Here is a 20,509-nt window from a genome sequence, read left to right as displayed (position 1 = left end):
GGCCTAAGTCTATAAATAATACATAATTTGTTATAATTATTAGAGAACTATCATATAATGTGCAACCATATAAATAGCTATTCCTTAATAGATAGATTATCATTATCATATAAGGAGAGCATGACTTCTTCCGTGCAAAAAAAGCGAACCATGCAATGATGCATAATCAAATTATAATGCATAAACGACTCATTTTATAACCATGTAATATACATAGCATAACATAAATATATAATTTATTTATGCATTAAAATAACCTTTATTTCATCATCTTTATGTGCTATTCTTTTTCAATCTATAGAAATATAACATGATAATTCTCAGGTACACCCTTTGCATATTCTTTTTTGAACAAGCGTACCTTTGTAACGCTTCAACAATTCCTATGGAGACTGAATGCAGCCATCCCGTCAGCACATTTTTTCCCCTAAGGGTGTAAGAATGCCCATCTTTGCTGGCGCGCGGTCTCTCTCTCTCTCTCTCTCTCTCTCTCTCTCTCTCTGGTCTAGCGTAACTTCCCTCTGCAATCCGTCAGCCTCTTTGTACGGCATTCCTTTGTTTAAGGGATGCCGTTTTTTCGCTCTCCCTCCTAGAGTCAAGCACTCTATCCATTCGTGTCAAAAGACCAGTGTGCGTGAGGCGCATCGCTGGTCTTTTTATTACCCGAAATCCGGGAAATACGCTTTTCTGCTATCCGAATCGGGGAAAGGAACCAGCAGGAATGCGCCCGGCAATGTCAATTTTTTACAGGAGGAACATTCATGAAAAACCGTGTAAAGAAGCAAGCGCTGTCTTTCGCGGCCGTCATGGCGATGATTCTTGGCGGCGGTATGCAACTGTACGCTGCCGACAAGATCGCTGACACCGTATACCGCAATGGTAAAATCTACACGATTACGGAAACGGTGCAAGAAGCTAAAGACGTTAAGAATGCAAAAAAGGTTGACGTCGTTGCAACTCTGAACGGCAAAATCATTTTTGTGGGTTCGGAAGCGGATGCCAAGGCTCAGGGGTATCTCGATGAGAATAAGGTCAATAAGATTGTCGATCTGCGCGGCAAGACCATGCTGCCCGGTTTCGTTGACGGGCATGGGCACTTCCCGGGACAAGGTACTAGTGACCTCTATAAGGTCAACTTGAACAGTCCGTTGCTCGACGGCACTGTAGACACGATGGACAAGCTCATTGAGGAGCTGCGCAAAAAGGCCGAAACCCTTCCCGCTGGCAGCCCGATTATCGGCTGGAACTACGACGATACGCAGCTTGCCGAACAGCGCCATCCTACCCGCTATGATCTGGACAAGGCCAGCACCACCCATCCTATCTACGTTTCGCACATCTCCGGCCATATGGGGGCGGCCAACTCGCTCGCTCTGCAAAAATATAATGTAACCTCCGCAACAACGACAGAAGGTGTTGAAAAGGACGCCTCTGGAGAGCCCACCGGCGTACTCTTCGAAACGAAGGCCATGGGTCTCGTTACCCTTTCCAATGAACTCGAAACCAACGACAACTTTGGTATTGCCCGGGCATCGCAGGTTTATGCGGCGGCAGGCGTAACGACCGCCGACTGCGGCGGTGCACAGGCACAGCAAATTCCCGCATTCCAAAACACTCTGGACTCCAACCAGCTCTATCTCCGTGTCCTCGTTCATCCCCTTGGCTACTATGGCTATGCTCTGCCTAATGGTACCGTTATTGACGCCATGGGAGCGACCAACCGTAAGGCCATGGGCTGGAAGGACACCGGTGATGGCAAATTCTCGGACGCCACCGATGCAGCCAAGGTTGGCGATGACATCACAAGCTGGAACATCGGCAATACGGAAGTCCCTGCTAACTTGCCTTCCGATTATCTTATGCTCGGTGCCTACAAGCTCCTCTTTGACGGCTCTCCGCAGGGATACACAGCGTGGATGAAGTCCCCCGGCTATTATGACTGGAAGGATTATACGGCGAAAGACAGCTTCGAAAAGTCGGATTACTTCATAGGCCTTGCTGGCACGCAAAACATTGCTCCCGACGTGCTCACCGATCTCATCAAACTCTTCCACGCCGAGGGACAGAGCGTAGAGGTCCACACCAACGGTTCCGCAGCCGCCGAGGCCTACGTGTCCGCAATTGAGGACGCCGTCGCTACCTATCCTGACGTCAAGGACACCCGCCATACGTCTATCCACGGCCAAACCATGGAACGTCAGCATGTGGAACGCCTCTCTGGACATTATGAAGATCTTGAGGCGACAGCTCACATGTACCACGACCTGACCGGCGCGTACAAGGACGGCAAGGTCGATCTGACCATGGGCGGCAAGTTGCCCGCCGGCAACCTGCCCGAACTCATGAAGGCCCAAAACACCGTCAACTCCTACTTCGACAACCACACTTACTTCTACGGCTATCGCCATACCAACCAGTTCTTCGGTCCCGGCCGCGCTTACAACATGAGTCCCGCCGGTTGGAGCGAAGCCTATGGCCAGCGGTACACCTTCCATAACGACACAACCATCACGCCCATCTCGCCTTTGCGCAGTATCCAGTCCGCTGTAACCCGCGTTTCCGGCGACGCAATCGCTTCGCTTGGCCAAGAAAACCTCACGGTAAACGGCGAGGGCAAGGACCTGAACGCCACGGCTCAATATAAGGAACGCATCACCGATACTGAAACTCGTGCGTTCTGGACCTATGATCAGCGCATAAACCCCCTTCAGGCCATCCGCGCCAATACCATCACTCCCGCTTACCAGAACAAGGTTGAAGATCGTCTTGGCTCCATCGAGGAAGGTAAGCTCGCCGACTTCGTCATTTTGGATGAAGACATCATGGATGTAGCCAACTCCGAGCCTCTTCGCATTGCTAAAATGCGCGTGGCTACTACCATCGTGGGCGATGACGTAGTCTATGGCTTCCTTCCGGATACCAAGAGCTTCGCCAGCACAGTTTACGCTGGCTATGATCAGCCGTCTCTTGAAGCTGTCGTCACTATGAAGGACAGCCAGCTCATCGACGACGTCACAGCCGAAAAGGAATACGCATCTCTCGAAGCCAACGAAAAGCGTTTCGGTACATATTCCTTCACCGCCGAAGTTGAAGCCGGCTCCAGCGCGATCTTCCAGATGGATTTCCTCGGCAACGGGGAAAAGGTCGACGCGCTCAAGTTGTACAAACTAGCCGCCAACTCCAAGACCGAATACACCTACGGTCGTCCCTCGGCCAGCGAAATGGCCTCGGCCTCCGGCCAGTGGTGGATCGGCTCATTCGACAACCCCACTGTTGCCCTGCCCAGCGATACCGTTCTGGAAAAGGACAAGACTTATGTGGCCTTCTTTATCATTCGTGATAACGACGCCACCTTTGACGCGGATACGGCCGATGGTGTGATCGTCGACCCCGTATCCCTGGTTTCCACCACCGGTACCCTGCCCACCAACGGCGGCACCGCTGATCAGGTCTACGGCAACGACGACGGCGGAAGCAGCAGCGGCTGCACCGTCGGCTCCACGCCTTCGTATGATCTTCTGGTCCTGTTCCTCGGCATGTCGGCCGTAGCCGCTATCCGCGTCCTGCGCCGCCGCAACGATTAATCAACAAACTCTCCCCCCCCCGGGCTTCGCCCCGGGGGGGCTCATAAAATGAGCAACTCGGCGAAAGGGAAGTCAAAAAAGTATTCGGCAAGTCAACTTTTTACAGGAGGAACATTCATGAAAAACCGTGTAAAGAAGCAAGCTCTGTCTTTCGCGGCGGCCATGGCGATGATTCTCGGCGGCGGTATGCAATTGTATGCTGCGGACAAAATTGCCGATACCGTATACCACAATGGTAAAATCTATACCATTGCGGAAACGGCACAAGAAGCCAAAGACATCGCAAATGCCAAAAAAGCTGACGTTGTCGCAACGTTGAATGGCAAGATCGTCTTTGTGGGCTCGGAAGCCGACGCCAAAGCGCAAGGCTATCTTGATGCGGCGAAGGTCAACAAAATCGTCGATCTGCGCGGCAAGACCATGTTGCCCGGCTTCGTGGACGGGCACGGCCATTTTCCCGGCGAGAGCCAAATCGACTTGTTCAACGTTAACCTGAACTGCCCGCCGCTCGGCCCTGTCGTCAATATGGACGATCTGGTCAGACTGCTCAAGGTCAAGGCCGACAACACTAAGGCCGGGGACTGGGTACAGGGTTCCAACTATGACGACTCCATGATTGCGGAAAAGCGTCATCCGAATCGTGACGATCTGGATAAGGCCAGCACGCAGCATCCTGTTATGGCCATGCACAGTTCTTCCCATATGTGTGCGGTCAACTCGTACGTCATTGAACGCGAGATCATGCCCAAGGGAAAGATCGTCGGGAACGAGTTTATCCTCAAGGACACCGGCAAGGCAGTAGATGGCGTGGAGATCAAAGACGGTCGTCTCACGGGCATGCTCTATGAAACCAACGCCATGGGCCTGTTCACCCGTCCTTCTCTCAGCACTGCACAGAGCCTCCAGCTTACCGCGCGCGGTTCTCAGGCTTATGCCGCCGCAGGCGTGACTACCTCCGACCAGGGCGCCAGCATGTTAGCGTCCCTTCCTGCATATCAGAACTCCGTCGGGAATAAAGATTTGAACATCCGAATCATTCTCCACCCTCTAACGTTTGCCTATGGTGGCGTTTCCAACCACGCGTTCTTGAAATGGGATACGAACAACACTCCAGATCCGTTTGACGACGCGCCCACTGCGGCATCTCCCAAGGTTGGCGACGACCTTACCCGCCTTGTGGTGGGACAGAATGATCCTTCCGCACTTCCCGAGAACTACCTGTTGTTCGGTGCGTGGAAGCAGATTTATGACGGTTCGAATCAGGGCTATACCGGTTACTTCAAGCATCCGGGCTATTGGGACAAGGGGGCCAATGCCGGTAATGATCCTGTCACTGGCAAGCCCGATCCCAATGCTCCCGACGCGCTGCTCGGCTTGAACGGTACCCTCAACTTCCCGAGGGAAACGCTCATCGCCAGCATGGATTTTTACACGAAAAACAACCAGCCCGTTGAAACCCACACCAACGGCAGTTGGGCGGCGGAAGACTACATGACCGCCATCGAATTGGCTGTGGCCAACCATCCGACGGTCAAAGACCTCCGGCATACGTTCATCCATGGCCAGATGGAAGAGCGCCAAATTGTTGAACGTAGCGTGGGCAAGTACGACGAGCTGGACGCTACCGCCAAAATGTATCGGGATCTCAGCGGTACCGCCCGCCAGGAAGGAACGGACACCGACGCCCATGGCAAGCAATGGACCGCTTCCGATTTGCGCGCCGCCCTCCAGAACGGCAAGCTGATCAAGGATCAGAACCTCGTTTCTTCGTACTTCATCAACCACACCTATTTCTGGGGCGATCGCCATCTGGAGATCTACATGGGCCCCGGACGCGGCAAGCAACAGAACCCGCAGGGTTGGGCCGCCGCCTACGGTCACCACTTCACGTCCCACAACGACACCCCTGTAACCCCGATTTCCGGCCTGCGCAGCATTCAGTCCTCCGTGACCCGTACCAGCACGGGCGGTCAGGTTCTCAGCGGTTCCAGCAAGGATCTGAGCGCCAAGGCCATGTATCCTGAAACGAAGGGCGGTGCTGAATGCGAATTCTGGGATTTCGATCAGCGCCTCAACCCACTCCAGGCCATCCACGCGGTGACCGTCACTCCGGCCTACCAGAATCACATTGAACGCTTGGTCGGCTCCATTGAAGAAGGCAAGCTGGCCGACTTCGCCATCCTTGACCAAGACCCCATCGAAGTGGCCGCGACCACGCCGCTGGAGATCCAGGACATCCGCGTCGCCACGACCGTCGTCGGTGACAACGTGGTCCACGGTTTCCTGCCCGACGCCGACGCTTTTGTCAGCCTGGTGAACGCGGGCTACGGTCAGGCCGACGGCGTTACCGTCAGCAACCTCAACTCCAGCCCGATCGATCACGCTACGGCCGAAAAGAACTACGGAGCCATAGGCAAGGGTGAAAAGCGCCTCGGCACCCTCCAGTTCACGGCGAACATCACCGAAGGCAAGAGCGGCGTATTCCAGTTCTCCTTCCTCGGCAACGGCGCTACCGTGGCTGAGTTCAAGCTGTACAAGCTCCATGATACGACCACGGATCTGTACACGTACGGCAAGCCCGCTCCCGAACAGTTGGATTCCGCTTCCGGTTACTGGTGGATCGCCGATATGGCCGCCCCCACCGTTCCGTTGACCGAAGCGGATAAGCTGGAAATGGACAAGTCGTACATCGCCTTCTTCGTGATCGGCGATAACGACGGCACGTTCGATGCCGACGATACCCTTGGTGCCATCAAGGACCCCGTATCTCTCGTCACGACGGGCTCTCTGCCCAATAACGGCAATTCCGGTTCTTCAAACGACGATGGCGGAAGCAGCAGCGGCTGTACCGTCGGCTCCACGCCTTCGTATGATCTTCTGGTCCTGCTCCTCGGCATGTCGGCCGTAGCCGCTATCCGCGTCCTGCGCCGCCGCAACGATTAACTGGATAACCTCACCCCGGGTTTCGGCCCGGGGTGGACTCATGGATAAACAGTTTAACAGAGCCGGCACAGTGTTTTTTAGACTTTGAGGAGAAGTGTATGAAGAAGCAGATGCAGAAACACGCTCTGTCAATCGCGGCGGCTGTAACGATGCTCCTCGGCGGCGGCATGCAGCTGTATGCTGCGGACAAAATTGCCGATACGGTCTATCACAATGGTAAAATCTATACCGTTACGGAAACCGCAGCCGAAGCGAGAGAGGGCAACGATGCCAGAACTGTTGACGTCGTCGCCACCCTGAACGGCAAAATCATCTTTGCCGGCTCCAAGGCGGACGCAGAGAGCAAGGGCTTTCTCAGTGTTGCCAATGTCAATAAGATCGTTGACCTGCGCGGGAAAACCATGCTCCCCGGTTTTGTGGATGGGCACGGGCACTTTCCCCAGCAGGGAGAAAGCGATCTTTATAAAGTCAATCTGAATAGCCCGTTGCTTGATGGTACTGTCAACAGCATGGACAAGCTGATTGAAGCGCTTGCCAACAAAGCAAAAGTCACGCCTCCCGGTCAGCCCATCGTCGGCGACAACTACGACGATACACAACTGCTTGAGCAGGTTCATCCCACCAGATATGACCTTGACAAGGCCAGCACTGAGCATCCCATTCTGGTCAGACACATTTCCGGCCACATGTCCGTCGCCAACTCTGCCGCGCTGGACCTTTACGGGATTGACGAAAACAACCAGACAGAGGGGCTGGTCAAGGACAAGGACGGGAAGCCTACCGGACTTTTGCTTGAGGGGGATGCCATGGCTCTCGTTCCTCTGAAGGTAAAATCCAATCCGCTCCAGAATGTTTCCCGTGCCGATCAGGTGTATGCGGCAGCTGGTGTTACAACCGGCGATAGCGGCACCACTCCCCTGGTACAGGACGTTCCTGTTTTCCAAAAAGCGTTGCTCAAGAACCGCCTGAACATCCGCCTGGCCTACCATCCCATGGGATACTATGGAGCCAGTGTCGATATGTTTGGCTGGATGAACCGCGCAGCCCTGGGCTGGACCGATGACGGCACCCCGGATCGCTATACGGACGGCTCCAACGCCCTGCCGGGCGGCTCGGATATCACCTCCTTGCCTGTCGTCATGTATTCCAAGCCCGGTCAAGGAATCCCCTACGAACAGATCGATCCTTCCTACGCGCCTGTGCGTACGGCGAAACTTCCCGAAAACCATATTTTCTTAGGCGCATGGAAGTTCGTTGAAGACGGTTCCCCGCAGGGATATACCGCATGGATGAAAAAGCCCGGCTTCTATGACTGGGGAGAATACACCGAAGAAGACAGCTTTAATAAGGCCGGATATTTTAACGGCTTGCCCGGAACCCGTTACATGACGACCGAGGATCTAACCCACGGCCTGAGCATCTACCACAAGTATGGCCACAGTACGGAAACCCACACGAACGGCTCCGCCGCTGCTGAAGCATGGGTAACCGCTCTTGAGAACATCGTGTCCATGTATCCCGAAGTCAAGGATACCCGCCACACCTCCATTCACGGCCAGACCGTGGAACGCCAGCAGATCCAGCGTCTGGTGGGCGACTATGCGGGCCTCAACGGTACGGCCGACATGTATGAAGAGCTTGACGGCGCGTTCAAGGATGGCGTCGTCGACACGACCCTCAACGGAAAGCTGCCCAACGGCAACCTTCCCGAGCTGATGGCTGCCCAGAACCACTTCGTCTCGTTCTTTGACAACCACACCTACTTCTACGGCTATCGCCATACCAACAAGTTCTTTGGCCCCGGCCGCGCCTACAACATGAGTCCGGCTGGCTGGGCAGAAGCCTATGGCATGCCCTACTCGTTCCACAACGATACGTTCGTGACCCCGATCTCGCCCCTGCGCAGCATCCAGTCCGGTGTAACCCGCTTCTCCGGCGATGCCCTTGAGGTCCTGGGCCAGAAGAATATTGAAGTGAACGGCACGGGCAAGGATGTTGATGCCACCGTTGATTACAAGGAGCGGATCAACAGCACCGAAACCCGCAAGTTCTGGACGTATGACCAGCGCGTCAGTACGCTTCAGGCTCTCCGCGCCGTCACCATCGCTCCCGCCTATCAGAACAAGCTGGAAGACCGCGTCGGCTCCATTGCGGAAGGCAAGCTTGCCGACTTCGTCATCATGGACAAGGACATCTTCGACGTAGCACAAACGGAACCCTTGACTATCGCGAGGCTGCGTGTTGCCGCCACCATCGTAGGCGACAAGGTCGTCCACGGTGTCCTGCCCGACACGGACTTCTTTGTGAACAGCTTCCGTGTTGCGTATGACCAGCCCACGCTCGACACCGATGTCACCATCGCTGACAGCCAGTATATTGACCATGCCACGGCTGAAAAGGACTATGCGTCCCTGAACGACGGCGAAAAGCGTTTCGGTACCGTATCGTTTATGGCAAACGTAGCCGCCGGATCCAGTGCCGTCTTCCAGATGAACCTGCTTGGTAACGGCGAAAAGCTCAGCAGCTTCAAGCTGTACAAGATGACGGCCAACCAGAAGACCGAATACGTCTACGGCCGTCCGGATTCCGCATCCATGGCTTCTGCCTCTGGCCAGTGGTGGGTTGCGGACTTCGCGAATCCGACTGTCGCGCTGAGTCAGGATGCCGTGCTTGAAATGGATAAGCAGTACATCACGTTCTTCATCATCAAGGACAACGACGCCACCTTTGACGCCGACCAGACCGCCGGCGTGATCGTTGACCCCGTGTCTCTGGTGACCACCTCCGGCACCATGCCTTCCAACGGCGGCTCCTACCAGCCTGACCAGGCCAAGAAGGACGATGGCGGAAGCAGCAGCGGCTGTACCGTCGGCTCCACGCCTTCGTATGATCTTTTGGTCCTGTTCCTCGGCATGTCAACCGTAGCCGCTATCCGCGTGCTGCGCCGCCGCAACGAACAATAACATCTGCTGAAAAGGGGCCTCCACCCCGTGTGGGGGCTCCTTTCCCGCTCAAGGTTTCATGGCGAATTTTTGCTACAAGGCCATTTCCGCGAAGGGTAAAACCGTGCGCGGCTTGGTGGAGGCTGACACAGAACGGCAGGCCATCGCGTCCGTACGCGAAAAGGGGCTTGTGCCGCTCTCCGTCGAATCCGCGTCTGCATCCGTTGCCAATCCGGGAATGCCTTCTTCCAAGAGCTCCTTCAAAAAAATCCTTGAATCGCTCCACCCCGTCCCCAAGACGGCTGTCGCCGCCATGGCCCGCCAGCTTGCCACATTGCTGCACGCGGGCCTTCCGCTCGACGAGGCCCTTGCGAGCATCTGCGCACACGACGACGCCTCCAGGATGCAGGGCATCGTTTCCCGTCTGCGCGACCGGATCATGGCGGGTGGGGATCTCGCCGACGGGCTGGCGGAATTCCCCAATGTTTTCTCGTCGACATTCGTAACCATGGTGCGGGCGGGCGAGGCCTCCGGCACGCTGGAACTCGTGATTGAACGCTTCGCCGAGCATATCGAACAGCAGGTGGCTCTGGTGCGCAAGGTGCAGGCTACGCTGGCCTACCCCATCCTCATGCTGTTCGTGGGCATCGGCGTCGTCATCTTCCTGCTGACGTTCGTGATCCCCAAGGTCACGCAGATTTTCTCGGACATGGGCCGCGCGCTTCCCGTGCCCACGCAGATCCTGTTGGCCGTCAGCGACGGCATCCGATCCGGCTGGTGGATCATCCTGCTCCTCGTCCTCTGCATCATGATCGGCGTTTGGCGGATGCGCAGGACCGAAGGAGGCAAGCGGTATGCCCACCGCCTGCTGCTGCGCCTGCCCGGCATTGCGGGCATCTACCGCCCGCTGATCGTCGGGCATATGACCCGCACCCTCGGTATGCTCCTCAAAAACGGCGTCACCCTGCTCAAGGCCCTACATATCGTCAAATCCGTAGCGGACAACAAACTCATGGCCCAAGCCGTACAGAACATGATCGACGGCGTGCAGGCGGGCCGGGATCTTTCTGAATTCATGAACGATCCGCTTGTTTTTCCGCCGTTGTCCCGCCAGATGGTCGCCGCCGGAGAACGGAGCGGACAGCTCGGCGAAATGCTGCTCTGGGTCGCCAACGACAGCGAAAACCGGGTCGCCTCGCGTCTTCAGGTCGTCACGTCCCTCATGGAACCGGTTATGATCCTCCTGCTGGGCGGCATCGTCGGCTTTGTGGTCATCGCCATCATCCTGCCCATCTTTGAAATGAGCACCCTCGCAGGCTGACCATGTCCAGACGCTTAACAACACTCTTCTCCCTCTTCTGCATCGCGCTGATCGCGTGGTTCCTTGCCCGGGCGACCTTCGCCCTGCGCGAGACAGCGCTCGAAACATCCGGCTCCGCCTCCCGGCTTGCGGAAAACGCCGCTGCCGCGCCCGAGCCGCTCGCCGCCTTCGACGGCATCACCACGCGCAACCTCCTCGGGGTCTCCGTCTTCCCACCCGAGGCCCACCGCTCCCTAAAAAGCGGTACGGATGCGGATTCCGGCGAAGAAAACGGACTCCTTTCCGCCGACGGTATCGACGCGCTGCCCGTCAGCAAGCAAGGCTGGAAACTGCTCGGGACCATCGTGAACACGGGGCCGGGCAAGGCCAGCCGCGCCGTCATTCAGGTGAACGGAGCGGAACAGCCCTACAGGGAAGGGGACACGATACAAGGGTGGAAAATCGCCCTCGTGCAGCGCCGCACCGTGGTCGTCGCCAAAGGCGGATCAAAAGAGCGGCTACTCATGAGCGAGGACCCCATCCTTCAAAAGGAAGACACCAAACCCGACGAACAAAAGACCGTGAGCCGCGCCCGGCTGCGGGAGGAGCTCGGCGATGTCGGGTCCCTGATGCGCGCCGTCTCCGTCTCTCCGCAGACCGTGGGCGGCTATCAGGGATTACGCATCCTCGACATGCAGTCGGGAAGCTACATAGAGGAGCTCGGACTCAGGAAAGACGACCTTCTGCTGGGGGCCAACGGCAAGCCCCTGAGAGGATTCGGCGATCTGGGCGGGCTCGGAGATTTGGCCGACAAGAGCGCCATCACGCTCGAAGTCTTGCGCAACGGGAAAAAAACCATCATCCGGTATGATGTACAAAGTTGATGCCATGTTCGATTCGTTCAGCAAAGCGGCAACGGCCCTTCGTGTATCCGTCCTGTTCCTCGCCCTGCTCTGCGCGCAGGGTTTCCCGTCCGCCGCTCCGGCGTGGGCCGAGCCAGAAAGCGGCCTGACGCTGGATTTCAAGGATGCGGACATTCATGCCCTCATCAAGTACATCAGCGAAGCCACAGGCCGGAACTTCATCACCGATCCCACGGTCAAGGGGAAGGTGACCGTCTATTCCCCTGTCAAGATTTCCCCGGATGAAGCCTTCGAAACCTTCGTTTCCATCCTGCGCGTGCAGGGGTACGCGGTGCAGAAGAGCGGCACGGCCTACAAGATCGTCCCGCTGAAAGAAGGCCTCGGGCAGGGCGAAGACGCCGCCGTGGGCCGCAAGATGGGTTCCGAGCTGGAAACCGTGGTCACGCAGATCGTACCCCTGAAAGTCGGCGTGGCCGCCGAGCTCGCCAAGATCCTTCCCTCCCTGCTCGGGAAGGATTACGCCATTTCCGCCTATACCCCGTCGAACACCCTCGCGCTGACGGCCCCGGCCCCCAACGTCGCCAAGGCCATGGCCTTCCTCGAACAGGTGGAAGCCAGCGATACGGCGGGCACCTCCGCAACGCTGGGCCTGCAATACGGCGATTCCAAGACGCTGGCCGCCACGCTCGCCAAAATCCTCAAAAGCCGGGATGAGGAGTACGCCAAAAAGGGCCGCCCCACCGTCAGCCTCGTGCTGGCCGACGAACGCACCAACAGCCTACTCATCTACGGCGATCCCGAAGCCATCGGCATGGCGCGTGACGCGGTCGGCTCTTTGGATATCCCCACTCCCAAGGGCAAAGGCGACGTACACCTCATTTCGCTGTCCAACGCCAAGGCCGAGGATCTGGCGCAGGTCATCAACACGCTCGTGGAGCGCCAGCGCGCCGCCGGAACGGAAGATCAGAAGCCGGATACCGTGCTCTCCAAGGACATCAAGGTGGTGGCCGACAAGTCCACCAACAGCCTCGTGGTCACCGCCCGCCCGGACGAATTCGAAGCCCTCAGCAACATCGTCGCCAAGCTCGACGTGGTGCGCAAGCAGGTGTTCATCGAAGCCCTGATCATGGAAGTGAGCAGCGAGGCGTCCTTCTCCTTCGGCATCAACTGGGCCATCGGAGGCAACACCGGGGACGCCGCCATCGTCGGCGGGGTCAGCCTGAACGGGGGAGCCGTTTCCCTGAGCTCCAGCGGAGCCAACAAAACGGTATCACTGCCCGCCGGCGTGAGCATCGGGGCCATCCTGAAAGACGCCATCACCGTGGGCAACACGAGCTACAACATCCAGTCCATCCTCAACGCGGTCAGGGGCAACAGCGACGTCGACGTGCTCGCCACCCCGCAGCTCCTCACGCTCGACAATGAGGAGGCCAGCGTGGAGGTCGTGGACAACATCCCGTTCACCAAGGAGAGCACCACCCGCAACGACAACGACTTCACCACCCAGTCCATGGACTACAAGGACGTGGGCGTGAAGCTCAAAATCACCCCGCGCATCAGCGACGACGGCTCGCTCCGCCTTGAGGTGGAGCAGGAAGTCAGCCGGGTCACGCAGGGCCTCATCACCCTCACCAACGGCGACCAGCTCGTCGCCCCGACCACCCGCAAGCGCCTGGTCAAGACCACCATCCTGCTGCAGGACAGCCAGACGGCGGTCATCGGCGGCCTGCTCGACGATCAGAAGACCTACAACCAGAGCGAAGTCCCCGGGCTCGGCAGCATCCCCGTGCTCGGCTGGCTGTTCAAATCCCGCAACAAGAAGTCGACCCAGACCAACCTGTTCATCTTCATCACGCCCAAGGTCATCAGAAACGCGGCCGACTCCGCCGACCTTACCCGCGAAAAACAGCTCGTACTGCATGAAACGAGTGTGGGCCATGACGGCCTCGGCCTGCCGATCATGAGCAAGCCCAAGCTGTTGAAACCTGTTTTCGTGAACTGACGCCATGAAGACGCTCACATCATTGCTGGAACGCCTTAACCTCGATCCCGAGGTACTGGAGGCCTGCGCACGAAACGCGGAGGCTTTGGGCCTCCCGCTCGAAAGGGCGCTGTACGAGGCGGAGCGCATCAACGAAAACCAGTATCTGGAAACCGCGGCGGCGCGCCATGCCATGCCCTGTGAACTGCGGCTCGCAGCCCTCATGGACAAGGAAGGTTCCGGTTGGGCCACGGACGCCGAACGCGTCTGCAAGGTCCCTCTGCCGTGGCTCAGAAAACAGAAGGTGGTGCCCGTCCGCGACAAGGACGGCAAACTTGCGCTGGCGATCTGCCACCCGTCCGGCTGGCTTCTCGCACAAGAGCTGGGGATGCTGCTCGGCGAACGCCTTGAACGGCCCGTGCTTGCCCGCGAAGACGACATCACGGACATCATCAACCGGATCTTCGGCGAGTCCACCCGCTCGGAAGGGAGCGTTTCGGACGTGCTCGGCGATTCGGTCAATGCGATCGACGAATTCAACGAAGACGCGGTGGAGGACTTGCTGGAGGACAGCAGCGAGGCCCCATTCATCCGGCTGGTCAACATGATCCTCGCGCAGGCCGTGCGCGCCGGGGCCAGCGACATCCACATCGAACCCTACCGCGACGTTTCCCGCGTGCGCTTCCGGCTGGACGGCGTGCTCTATGAGCGCCATACCCTGAACAAGGCCCATCACGCCGCCGTGGTGTCGCGCATTAAAGTCATGGCGAAACTCAACATCGCGGAAAAGCGTCTGCCGCAGGACGGGCGCATCGCCATTTCCCTCGGCGGGCGTCAGGCGGGGCTGCGCGTGTCCACCCTGCCCACGTCCTTCGGTGAGCGCGTGGTGCTCCGTTTGCTCGAAAAAAGCGAGCGAGTGCTCTCCCTCACCGAACTCGGGCTCAGCCGGGAAGACCTGCAGCTCATGCATTCCCTTGTGGGGATCACGCACGGCATCGTGCTGGTCACCGGCCCCACCGGCAGCGGCAAGACCACCACGCTCTATGCCGTGCTTCAGGAACTGACCGCGCCGGACAAGAACATCCTGACCATCGAAGATCCTGTTGAATACGAACTGGAAGGCGTGGGGCAGATACAGGTCAATCCCAAAATCGGGCTGACCTTCGCCGACGGGCTGCGCTCCATCGTGCGCCAGGACCCGGACGTCATCCTGATCGGCGAAATCCGCGACGCCGAAACCGCCGCCATCGCCGTGCAATCCGCACTGACCGGGCACCTCGTCTTTTCCACCCTGCACACCAACGATGCGCCCGGCGCGGTCACCCGCCTCTTCGACATGGGCGTGGAACCGTTCCTGCTCTCCTCGGTCCTGCGCGGCGTGGTGGCGCAGCGCCTCGTGCGTATGCTCTGCCCGCACTGCCGGGAAGCCTATCTCCCGGACGGGCAGGAGCTGGAAAAACTCGGGGCGGCCCGCTCCGCCTACCGGCCCGGCCAGCCGCTTTACCGAGCCAAAGGCTGCCCGGATTGTCTGGACACGGGATACCGGGGCCGCATGGCGATTTATGAAATCATGCCGGTGAGCGACGCTTTGAAACGGCTCATCGTGGATAAGGCCGACGCCAACGTGCTCGGGGCGTGCGCGCTGTCCGAAGCCATGCGCAATCTGCGGCACGACGGCATGTTGAAAGTGATCGCGGGGCTGACCTCGCTTACCGAAGTAGCGAGAGTTACCAATGAGTAGCAAAACGAACGATACGTCCCACCGACGCGCCGCGACGCCTCCGCATGAAGCCCGCAGCGAAACACGTTTGCCATACGGGGCTGTCACATGATGCGGACGTTGCTGGACAGGCTGCTTTTCGCGCTTCCTTCCCCGCCTTCCCGGGCCTCGCTGGTACGGGGGGGGCTCTATCTCCTGTTTGGCCTGCTGCTGTACGGCCTGTTTCTCGGCGTGCTGTACATGCGCGAGCTCGGCGTGGTCGGCCTGCGCCAGTGGTGTGGGCGTCTGCCCGGCGTGCAAGTGAGCATGAGCCGCCCGGAGATGTCTTTCTTCCCGCCCGCGCTGGAAATCGCCGATCTGACGGTGCAGCCGCCGAACGCCTCGGAACCGTTGGCCTTCCGCAATGTCCGGGCGGGGCTGACCGTCTTTCCGCTTGGCATATCCCTCGACGCCGACATTGCCGGGGGTGAGCTGAACGCAACCGTGATTCCGTCCTCGCTCTGGACCCCCGAACGGCTCGCCGTGCGGTCATCCCTCTCCGGGGTCGGCATCGAGCCCTTGCTCAGGCCATTCATGGGCAAAACGTCTCTCGTCCAGATACGGAGCGGCAAGCTGGATGGTTCCGCAACCCTCGACCTGCCCCTTCTGAACGGGCGGCCCGAGCCGCTTGCGGGCGAAGGCTCATTGAACCTCTCCCTGCGCGGGGGCTTGGCGGATCTCAGCCTGCCCATGCTCAAGAGTTCCCGCTTGGACAAGCTGGAAGGCACAGTGGAAACCGTCTGGAAAAAGGATCGGCTGACCCTGCATCAAGTCGCCGTGCGGAGTCCCATGCTTGCGTGCACCGTTCAAGGGCAGGTCACCCTCGTTCCACGCGATCTCCCCGCAAGCCGCATGGACGTGCAGTCCGCCCTGCTCATCCCGCTTGAACAGGTACGGGAGGAACTCATGCCGGAACGGACGCTCCAATCCCTCAAAGACAAAGGCGAAGTCCGGGTACGTATCCGGGATACCTTCCGACGTCCCTCCTTTGACGTGCAGCCCTGACCGGAGAGCATTATGATCGCCAAGGACAGCTTCATCATCCTCCAGTCCGGGACTGAACTCACGGGCGCGTTGTGCCGCGTCGGGCTGAAAAGCCGCGAAGTTTCGTATCTGCACCATGTCACCTGCGCCGATCTGACGCCGCAAGCCGTGGCCTCCGGCCTCCGCTCCCTGCTCGACGGGTTGGCCGCGGCGGGCCTGAAACGCCCGGACGACGTGCGCGTATGCCTGTCCGCCGGGGCCGCGCTGTTCCGGGACTGGGCCTTCCCCTTCCGCTCGCGGGCCAAGGTGGAGCAAGCGCTTTCCCTGATGCTCGAAACCGAATTTCCCTTTGACGCCGATACCCTTTCGCACCGCGTCTGCCTGACCGGGAACGCCGCCGCGTCCGCCGGATACAAAAGCGGCGTACAGGCAATCAGCGTATCCCTCCGAAAGGAAGAACGGGATTCATGGTTGGACGCTTTCGAAGCGGAGGGCCTCTTCCCCCGTCTCGTCACCGTTGATCCGTTCCCGTTGCTCATGAATCTGCCGTCCCGACAAAACGGAATGGCCCTGCTCCTGTACGTCCAGCGCGGATGCTCCACCTTGGCCCTGCTCGACAACGGCGTCATCCGGCGCATTCGGACCATCCCGGTTGGCTGGACCCCCGAAACGGACGCCGCCGACCTCAATGTTTCCTTATCCGAACGGGAAAACGCCGCTCTGCCCGGATTCGCCGACCGGCTGCGGCGCGAAACGTCCCTCGTATTGGACGGGACGCCTTTCGTACCGGATCGCCTTCTCGCCTATGGCGAGGCCTTTCTCGGAAACGGCGCGTCCGCCCGTTTCGCCGAAGCCTTCGAGCTGCCCGTTTCCGTGCTTGGTCAAGAAGTCCCCTTGGCCGGGCAGGTGGCCCGGCTGGGAGAAACCGATCCCTCCCGGCTCCTCGCGCTCTGCGTGGCAGCCATGCCGCTCCCGGCCCCGTGGCGTCCGCCCCTGTTCCCTTCGTTCCACCGTCCTCCGAAGGGAGGCCATCTTTCCAGCGAACACGGCAGGCGGTTGGCATGGGCCGCCTGCGGCGCGCTTGCCGTGGGCGCGGCCTGCCTCGCCTCCGTTTGGGCGGAAGGATACGCCGTCGGACAGCAGGCCGTGCGCCATGAGGACGCCGCCCGCTCCCTGTTCCGCAAGGCGCTCCCCGACGTGCGCGGCTCGTTCAACCCCGTGCAGATGGAGAGCATCCTCAAAAACCGCATTGCCGGATTGCGCGGCGGCGGGGAAAACGACGCCACATTCCCGGCCCTCCACCTGCTGCAGGACATGCACGCCGCCGTGCCGGACTCCCTCGACATCCGCCTCGACCGCCTGAGCCTCGACGCCCGCCGCTGCGGGCTCAGCGGAACAGCCGCGAGCTATGAGCAGGTCAACGCCCTGCGCGTGGCCCTGTCCGGACTCCCCGGCGTCCGCGAGGCCAAAATCCTCAGTGCAGCCAGCCGTACCGGCAAGCCCGAACCGGGCACGCCGTCGGGCGCGGTCATCTTTGAAATCGAACTTGCCCTTGAGGGAGGCCAGTCATGAGCGTGTCCCGTCCTCTCCTCCTCGGCCTCGGCGGACTCGCGCTTCTCGGCGTGGTCCAATGGGTGATCCTGCCCGCCTTCGAATATCGCGCCGACAACGCCTCACGCGCCGAACGCGCCCGGCAGCGCCATCTTTCCATGCAGCTTCTGACCGACGACTACGCCCGGCTGTCCCAATCGAACGCGGCGGCCCCGGCGAAAAACCGCTCCCTGTTCAGCCTCGTCAACAAGGAGGCCGACCGCCTGTCCCTGTCCCGGCGCATTGAGGCCCTCCGCCCGGCGGCCCGCAAGGAAAACGACGGCTCCGAACGCATCGAGATGCGCCTCACCGGCCTCTACCTGAAACAGGGGGTGCAATGGCTGCACGCGCTGGAATCGCACCCCGGCGTCCGCGTCGAAAACCTCACGTTCCGGCGCTCGGCCAAGAATCTCCTGGATATGGACATGACCGTTTCCCTTTCCGGAGGCACGCAATGAACCGGGGCTTCACCCTGCTGGAAGTGCTCATCGCGCTGGCGATCCTGAGCACGGTGGCCCTGCTTGCGGTCCGCGTCAGCGGGGACAGCCTGACGCAACTTGCGGAAACGGGATGGGAGGACGGCGTACTCCGCGCCGGAAGAGGCAAGATGATCCAGATGCTCCGGGAATCCCCGGACAGCCTCGATCAATGGGGAACCCTGTCCCCGGAATACCCTGATGTGGAATGGCATTCAAAGCTTATCGCCCTGCGGTGCATGGAGGGCAAGCGCCTTGAATTCCGGCTTGTGGAAAACCGTGGGACGTCCTCCCGGGAGCTGCTGCTTGAATACATCCTCCCGCGATAACCCGCCCCCGACGGGCATGAACGGCTTCACGCTCGTGGAACTGCTCATCGCCATGACCCTCACCGCCGTCATCGGCATGGTGCTGTTCAGCACCTACAGCATGGTCATGGACAACGGAAAAACCGTGCGCAACCGCGTCCTTGAACGCGAAAGCGAACGTGTTTTCTGGGGCATCCTCGACAACGACATCGCCGGGTTGTGCCTCATCGACGACAAACGTTCCACCCTGCCCCCGCTCTCCCGTGAGCCGATTGTCCCGTCCGACGCGTTCTACCGCCTCACCGAAAAGGACAAGCCGCAGCCCTCCGACGACGAAGTGCTGCTGTCCTTCGCCACCAGTTCGCATCTGGCGGACATGCCCGGCACCCCCTTGCCCGGCCCGGTATGCGTGGAATACGTCCTGCGCAACGGCAACCGTTCCGCCGCCTTCATCCGGCGCGAGCGAGCCTACTGCGGCGTGGAAGGCGACTTTCCGTGGTCCGAGCTGGTGCTTGTCCGCAATGTGAAGTCGCTTGAAGTGGCCCTCTATTCGGCCAAGACGCAATTCGTCGAAGATTGGCCTTCCCCATTGCCCCCCGGCGCCGTGCCCGAAGCCATCCGTTTTACCCTGCACAGGGAAGAGGAAGAACAGCCGGAACTGTTTGTCGTCCCCGTTTTCCCCCGGAGGCCCCATGTGCGGAACTAGGGGAACCTTTTTCAAGGACAAACGGCGGGGCGCGGTGCTCATTCTGGTGCTGTTCGTGCTCACCGGGCTTTCCGTGCTGACCGTGGAGTTCAGCCGCGATATCCTGCTCGATCACGCCATGTCCACATCCACCCGCTCCATCCTTGCCGCCAAACCGCTCATGGAGTCCGGCGAACGCCTCGCCACGGCTGTCCTCACCCGGAACAGCGAAGCGGGAACCCCGGATCACGTGCGGGAGGATTGGGGACTGTTCGGCCTCGGGCTGGAACGGCTTTCCGCCGAACTGCCGGGCGCGGACCTTTCGGGCTCCATCGAGGACGAAAACAGCCGCTTTCCCATCAACGCCATTTTCTACGAACGCGAGGCCGATCGTGCCCGTGCCGAGGCATTCGCCGACATCCTCACCCGGCTGCTGGCCGGGCTCATGCGCGTGCACGGTTACGCGGGCGGGCCGGACAACGCCCTCGCGCTTGCCAAAGAGTACGTGGATTCGCTCCGTCAATGGGGCGGGCAGACGGAAACGGACCAAGACACCCTGAAATGGTATCTTACGCAGACGCCGCGCTACCTGCCGCCGGGACGCCCCTTGCTGGCACCCGAGGAAATCCTCCTCGTGCGCTGGCCTCATGTCGAACAGGAATGGGGACGGGATGTTCTGCGCGGAACGAAGGAACTGCCCGGCCTGCTGGAAACCCTGACCATCTGGACGCAGGGGCCCATGAACATGAACACGCTCCAACCCGCCGTACTCAGCGCGCTCGTCCGCGACGAACGGCAGGCGCGGCCCTTCGTCAACGCGGTCCTGCACTACCGCGACAACCCCGACAACGATCTGGGGGAAAACTGGTATAAGGATCTGCTCTCCGCGTACGACGTCCCGGCCCTTCCCAACGGCTGCCTCGACGTGCGGAGCCGCTGGTACAGGCTCAATCTCACCGTACGGCAGGGTGCGCGGAAAAACACGCTCACTTCGGTGGGATGGGTCACACACGAATATGTCACGTGGGAATACCGGGCCGTACATTAACAAATGCCGCCCGGCTCTGATACGCACACTTGCGCCCGACAGGAGG

13 protein-coding genes are annotated in these 20,509 nt (G+C 59.7%); all 13 read left to right on the top strand.

What is annotated here, in order from left to right; genetic code table 11:
• The first annotated feature begins 761 nt into the window (after positions 1 to 761).
• The 13 genes from T370_RS0111715 to T370_RS0111655 all read left to right on the top strand — a co-directional run bounded on the left by T370_RS0111715 (position 762) and on the right by T370_RS0111655 (position 20,463).
• Complete coding sequence (locus T370_RS0111715; RefSeq protein WP_029435845.1) at positions 762 to 3,584, top strand: amidohydrolase; 2,823 nt, start codon at positions 762 to 764, stop codon at positions 3,582 to 3,584.
• Between the two features lie 117 nt (positions 3,585 to 3,701).
• On the top strand, positions 3,702 to 6,527 hold the full coding sequence (locus T370_RS0111710) for an amidohydrolase (RefSeq protein ID WP_029435844.1): 2,826 nt from the start codon (positions 3,702 to 3,704) through the stop codon (positions 6,525 to 6,527).
• Positions 6,528 to 6,625: 98 nt separating this feature from the next.
• The gene (locus T370_RS0111705) at positions 6,626 to 9,490 is read left to right on the top strand and encodes an amidohydrolase (protein ID WP_029435843.1); all 2,865 of its coding nucleotides are present in this window, start codon (positions 6,626 to 6,628) and stop codon (positions 9,488 to 9,490) included.
• Between the two features lie 58 nt (positions 9,491 to 9,548).
• A complete protein-coding gene (locus T370_RS0111700; protein ID WP_029435842.1) occupies positions 9,549 to 10,790 on the top strand; it encodes a type II secretion system F family protein in 1,242 nt (413 codons plus the stop codon).
• Between the two features lie 2 nt (positions 10,791 to 10,792).
• A complete protein-coding gene (locus tag T370_RS0111695; RefSeq protein ID WP_029435841.1) occupies positions 10,793 to 11,653 on the top strand; it encodes a type II secretion system protein N in 861 nt (286 codons plus the stop codon).
• Positions 11,637 to 13,634, top strand: coding sequence for a type II secretion system secretin GspD (gene gspD / locus T370_RS0111690; RefSeq protein WP_005025861.1), 1,998 nt, complete (start codon positions 11,637 to 11,639; stop codon positions 13,632 to 13,634). The genes T370_RS0111695 and gspD overlap by 17 nt, the downstream gene beginning before the upstream one ends.
• Positions 13,635 to 13,638: 4 nt before the next feature.
• The gene (gspE, locus tag T370_RS0111685; protein ID WP_029435840.1) at positions 13,639 to 15,354 is read left to right on the top strand and encodes a type II secretion system ATPase GspE; all 1,716 of its coding nucleotides are present in this window, start codon (positions 13,639 to 13,641) and stop codon (positions 15,352 to 15,354) included.
• Between the two features lie 87 nt (positions 15,355 to 15,441).
• Complete coding sequence (locus tag T370_RS0111680; protein WP_029435839.1) at positions 15,442 to 16,377, top strand: hypothetical protein; 936 nt, start codon at positions 15,442 to 15,444, stop codon at positions 16,375 to 16,377.
• A gap of 12 nt (positions 16,378 to 16,389) precedes the next feature.
• Positions 16,390 to 17,928: a type II secretion system protein L gene (locus tag T370_RS0111675; protein WP_029435838.1), complete on the top strand. Its 1,539-nt coding sequence runs from the start codon at positions 16,390 to 16,392 to the stop codon at positions 17,926 to 17,928.
• Positions 17,925 to 18,404: a type II secretion system protein GspM gene (gene gspM / locus T370_RS0111670; RefSeq protein WP_005025853.1), complete on the top strand. Its 480-nt coding sequence runs from the start codon at positions 17,925 to 17,927 to the stop codon at positions 18,402 to 18,404. Before T370_RS0111675 ends, gspM begins: the two co-directional genes overlap by 4 nt.
• A complete protein-coding gene (locus T370_RS0111665; RefSeq protein WP_009369141.1) occupies positions 18,401 to 18,751 on the top strand; it encodes a type II secretion system protein in 351 nt (116 codons plus the stop codon). The genes gspM and T370_RS0111665 overlap by 4 nt, the downstream gene beginning before the upstream one ends.
• A complete protein-coding gene (locus T370_RS0111660; RefSeq protein WP_248604255.1) occupies positions 18,729 to 19,436 on the top strand; it encodes a prepilin-type N-terminal cleavage/methylation domain-containing protein in 708 nt (235 codons plus the stop codon). The genes T370_RS0111665 and T370_RS0111660 overlap by 23 nt, the downstream gene beginning before the upstream one ends.
• Entirely contained in the window at positions 19,423 to 20,463 is a 1,041-nt protein-coding gene (locus tag T370_RS0111655; protein ID WP_029435836.1) for a type II secretion system minor pseudopilin, read from the top strand. Before T370_RS0111660 ends, T370_RS0111655 begins: the two co-directional genes overlap by 14 nt.
• Positions 20,464 to 20,509 lie beyond the last annotated feature (46 nt).

This window comes from Bilophila wadsworthia ATCC 49260, assembly GCF_000701705.1.
Lineage (GTDB): Bacteria > Desulfobacterota > Desulfovibrionia > Desulfovibrionales > Desulfovibrionaceae > Bilophila > Bilophila wadsworthia.
The sequence above is the reverse complement of the archived record's forward strand: the minus strand, read 5'-3'. Positions and strand labels throughout refer to the sequence as shown.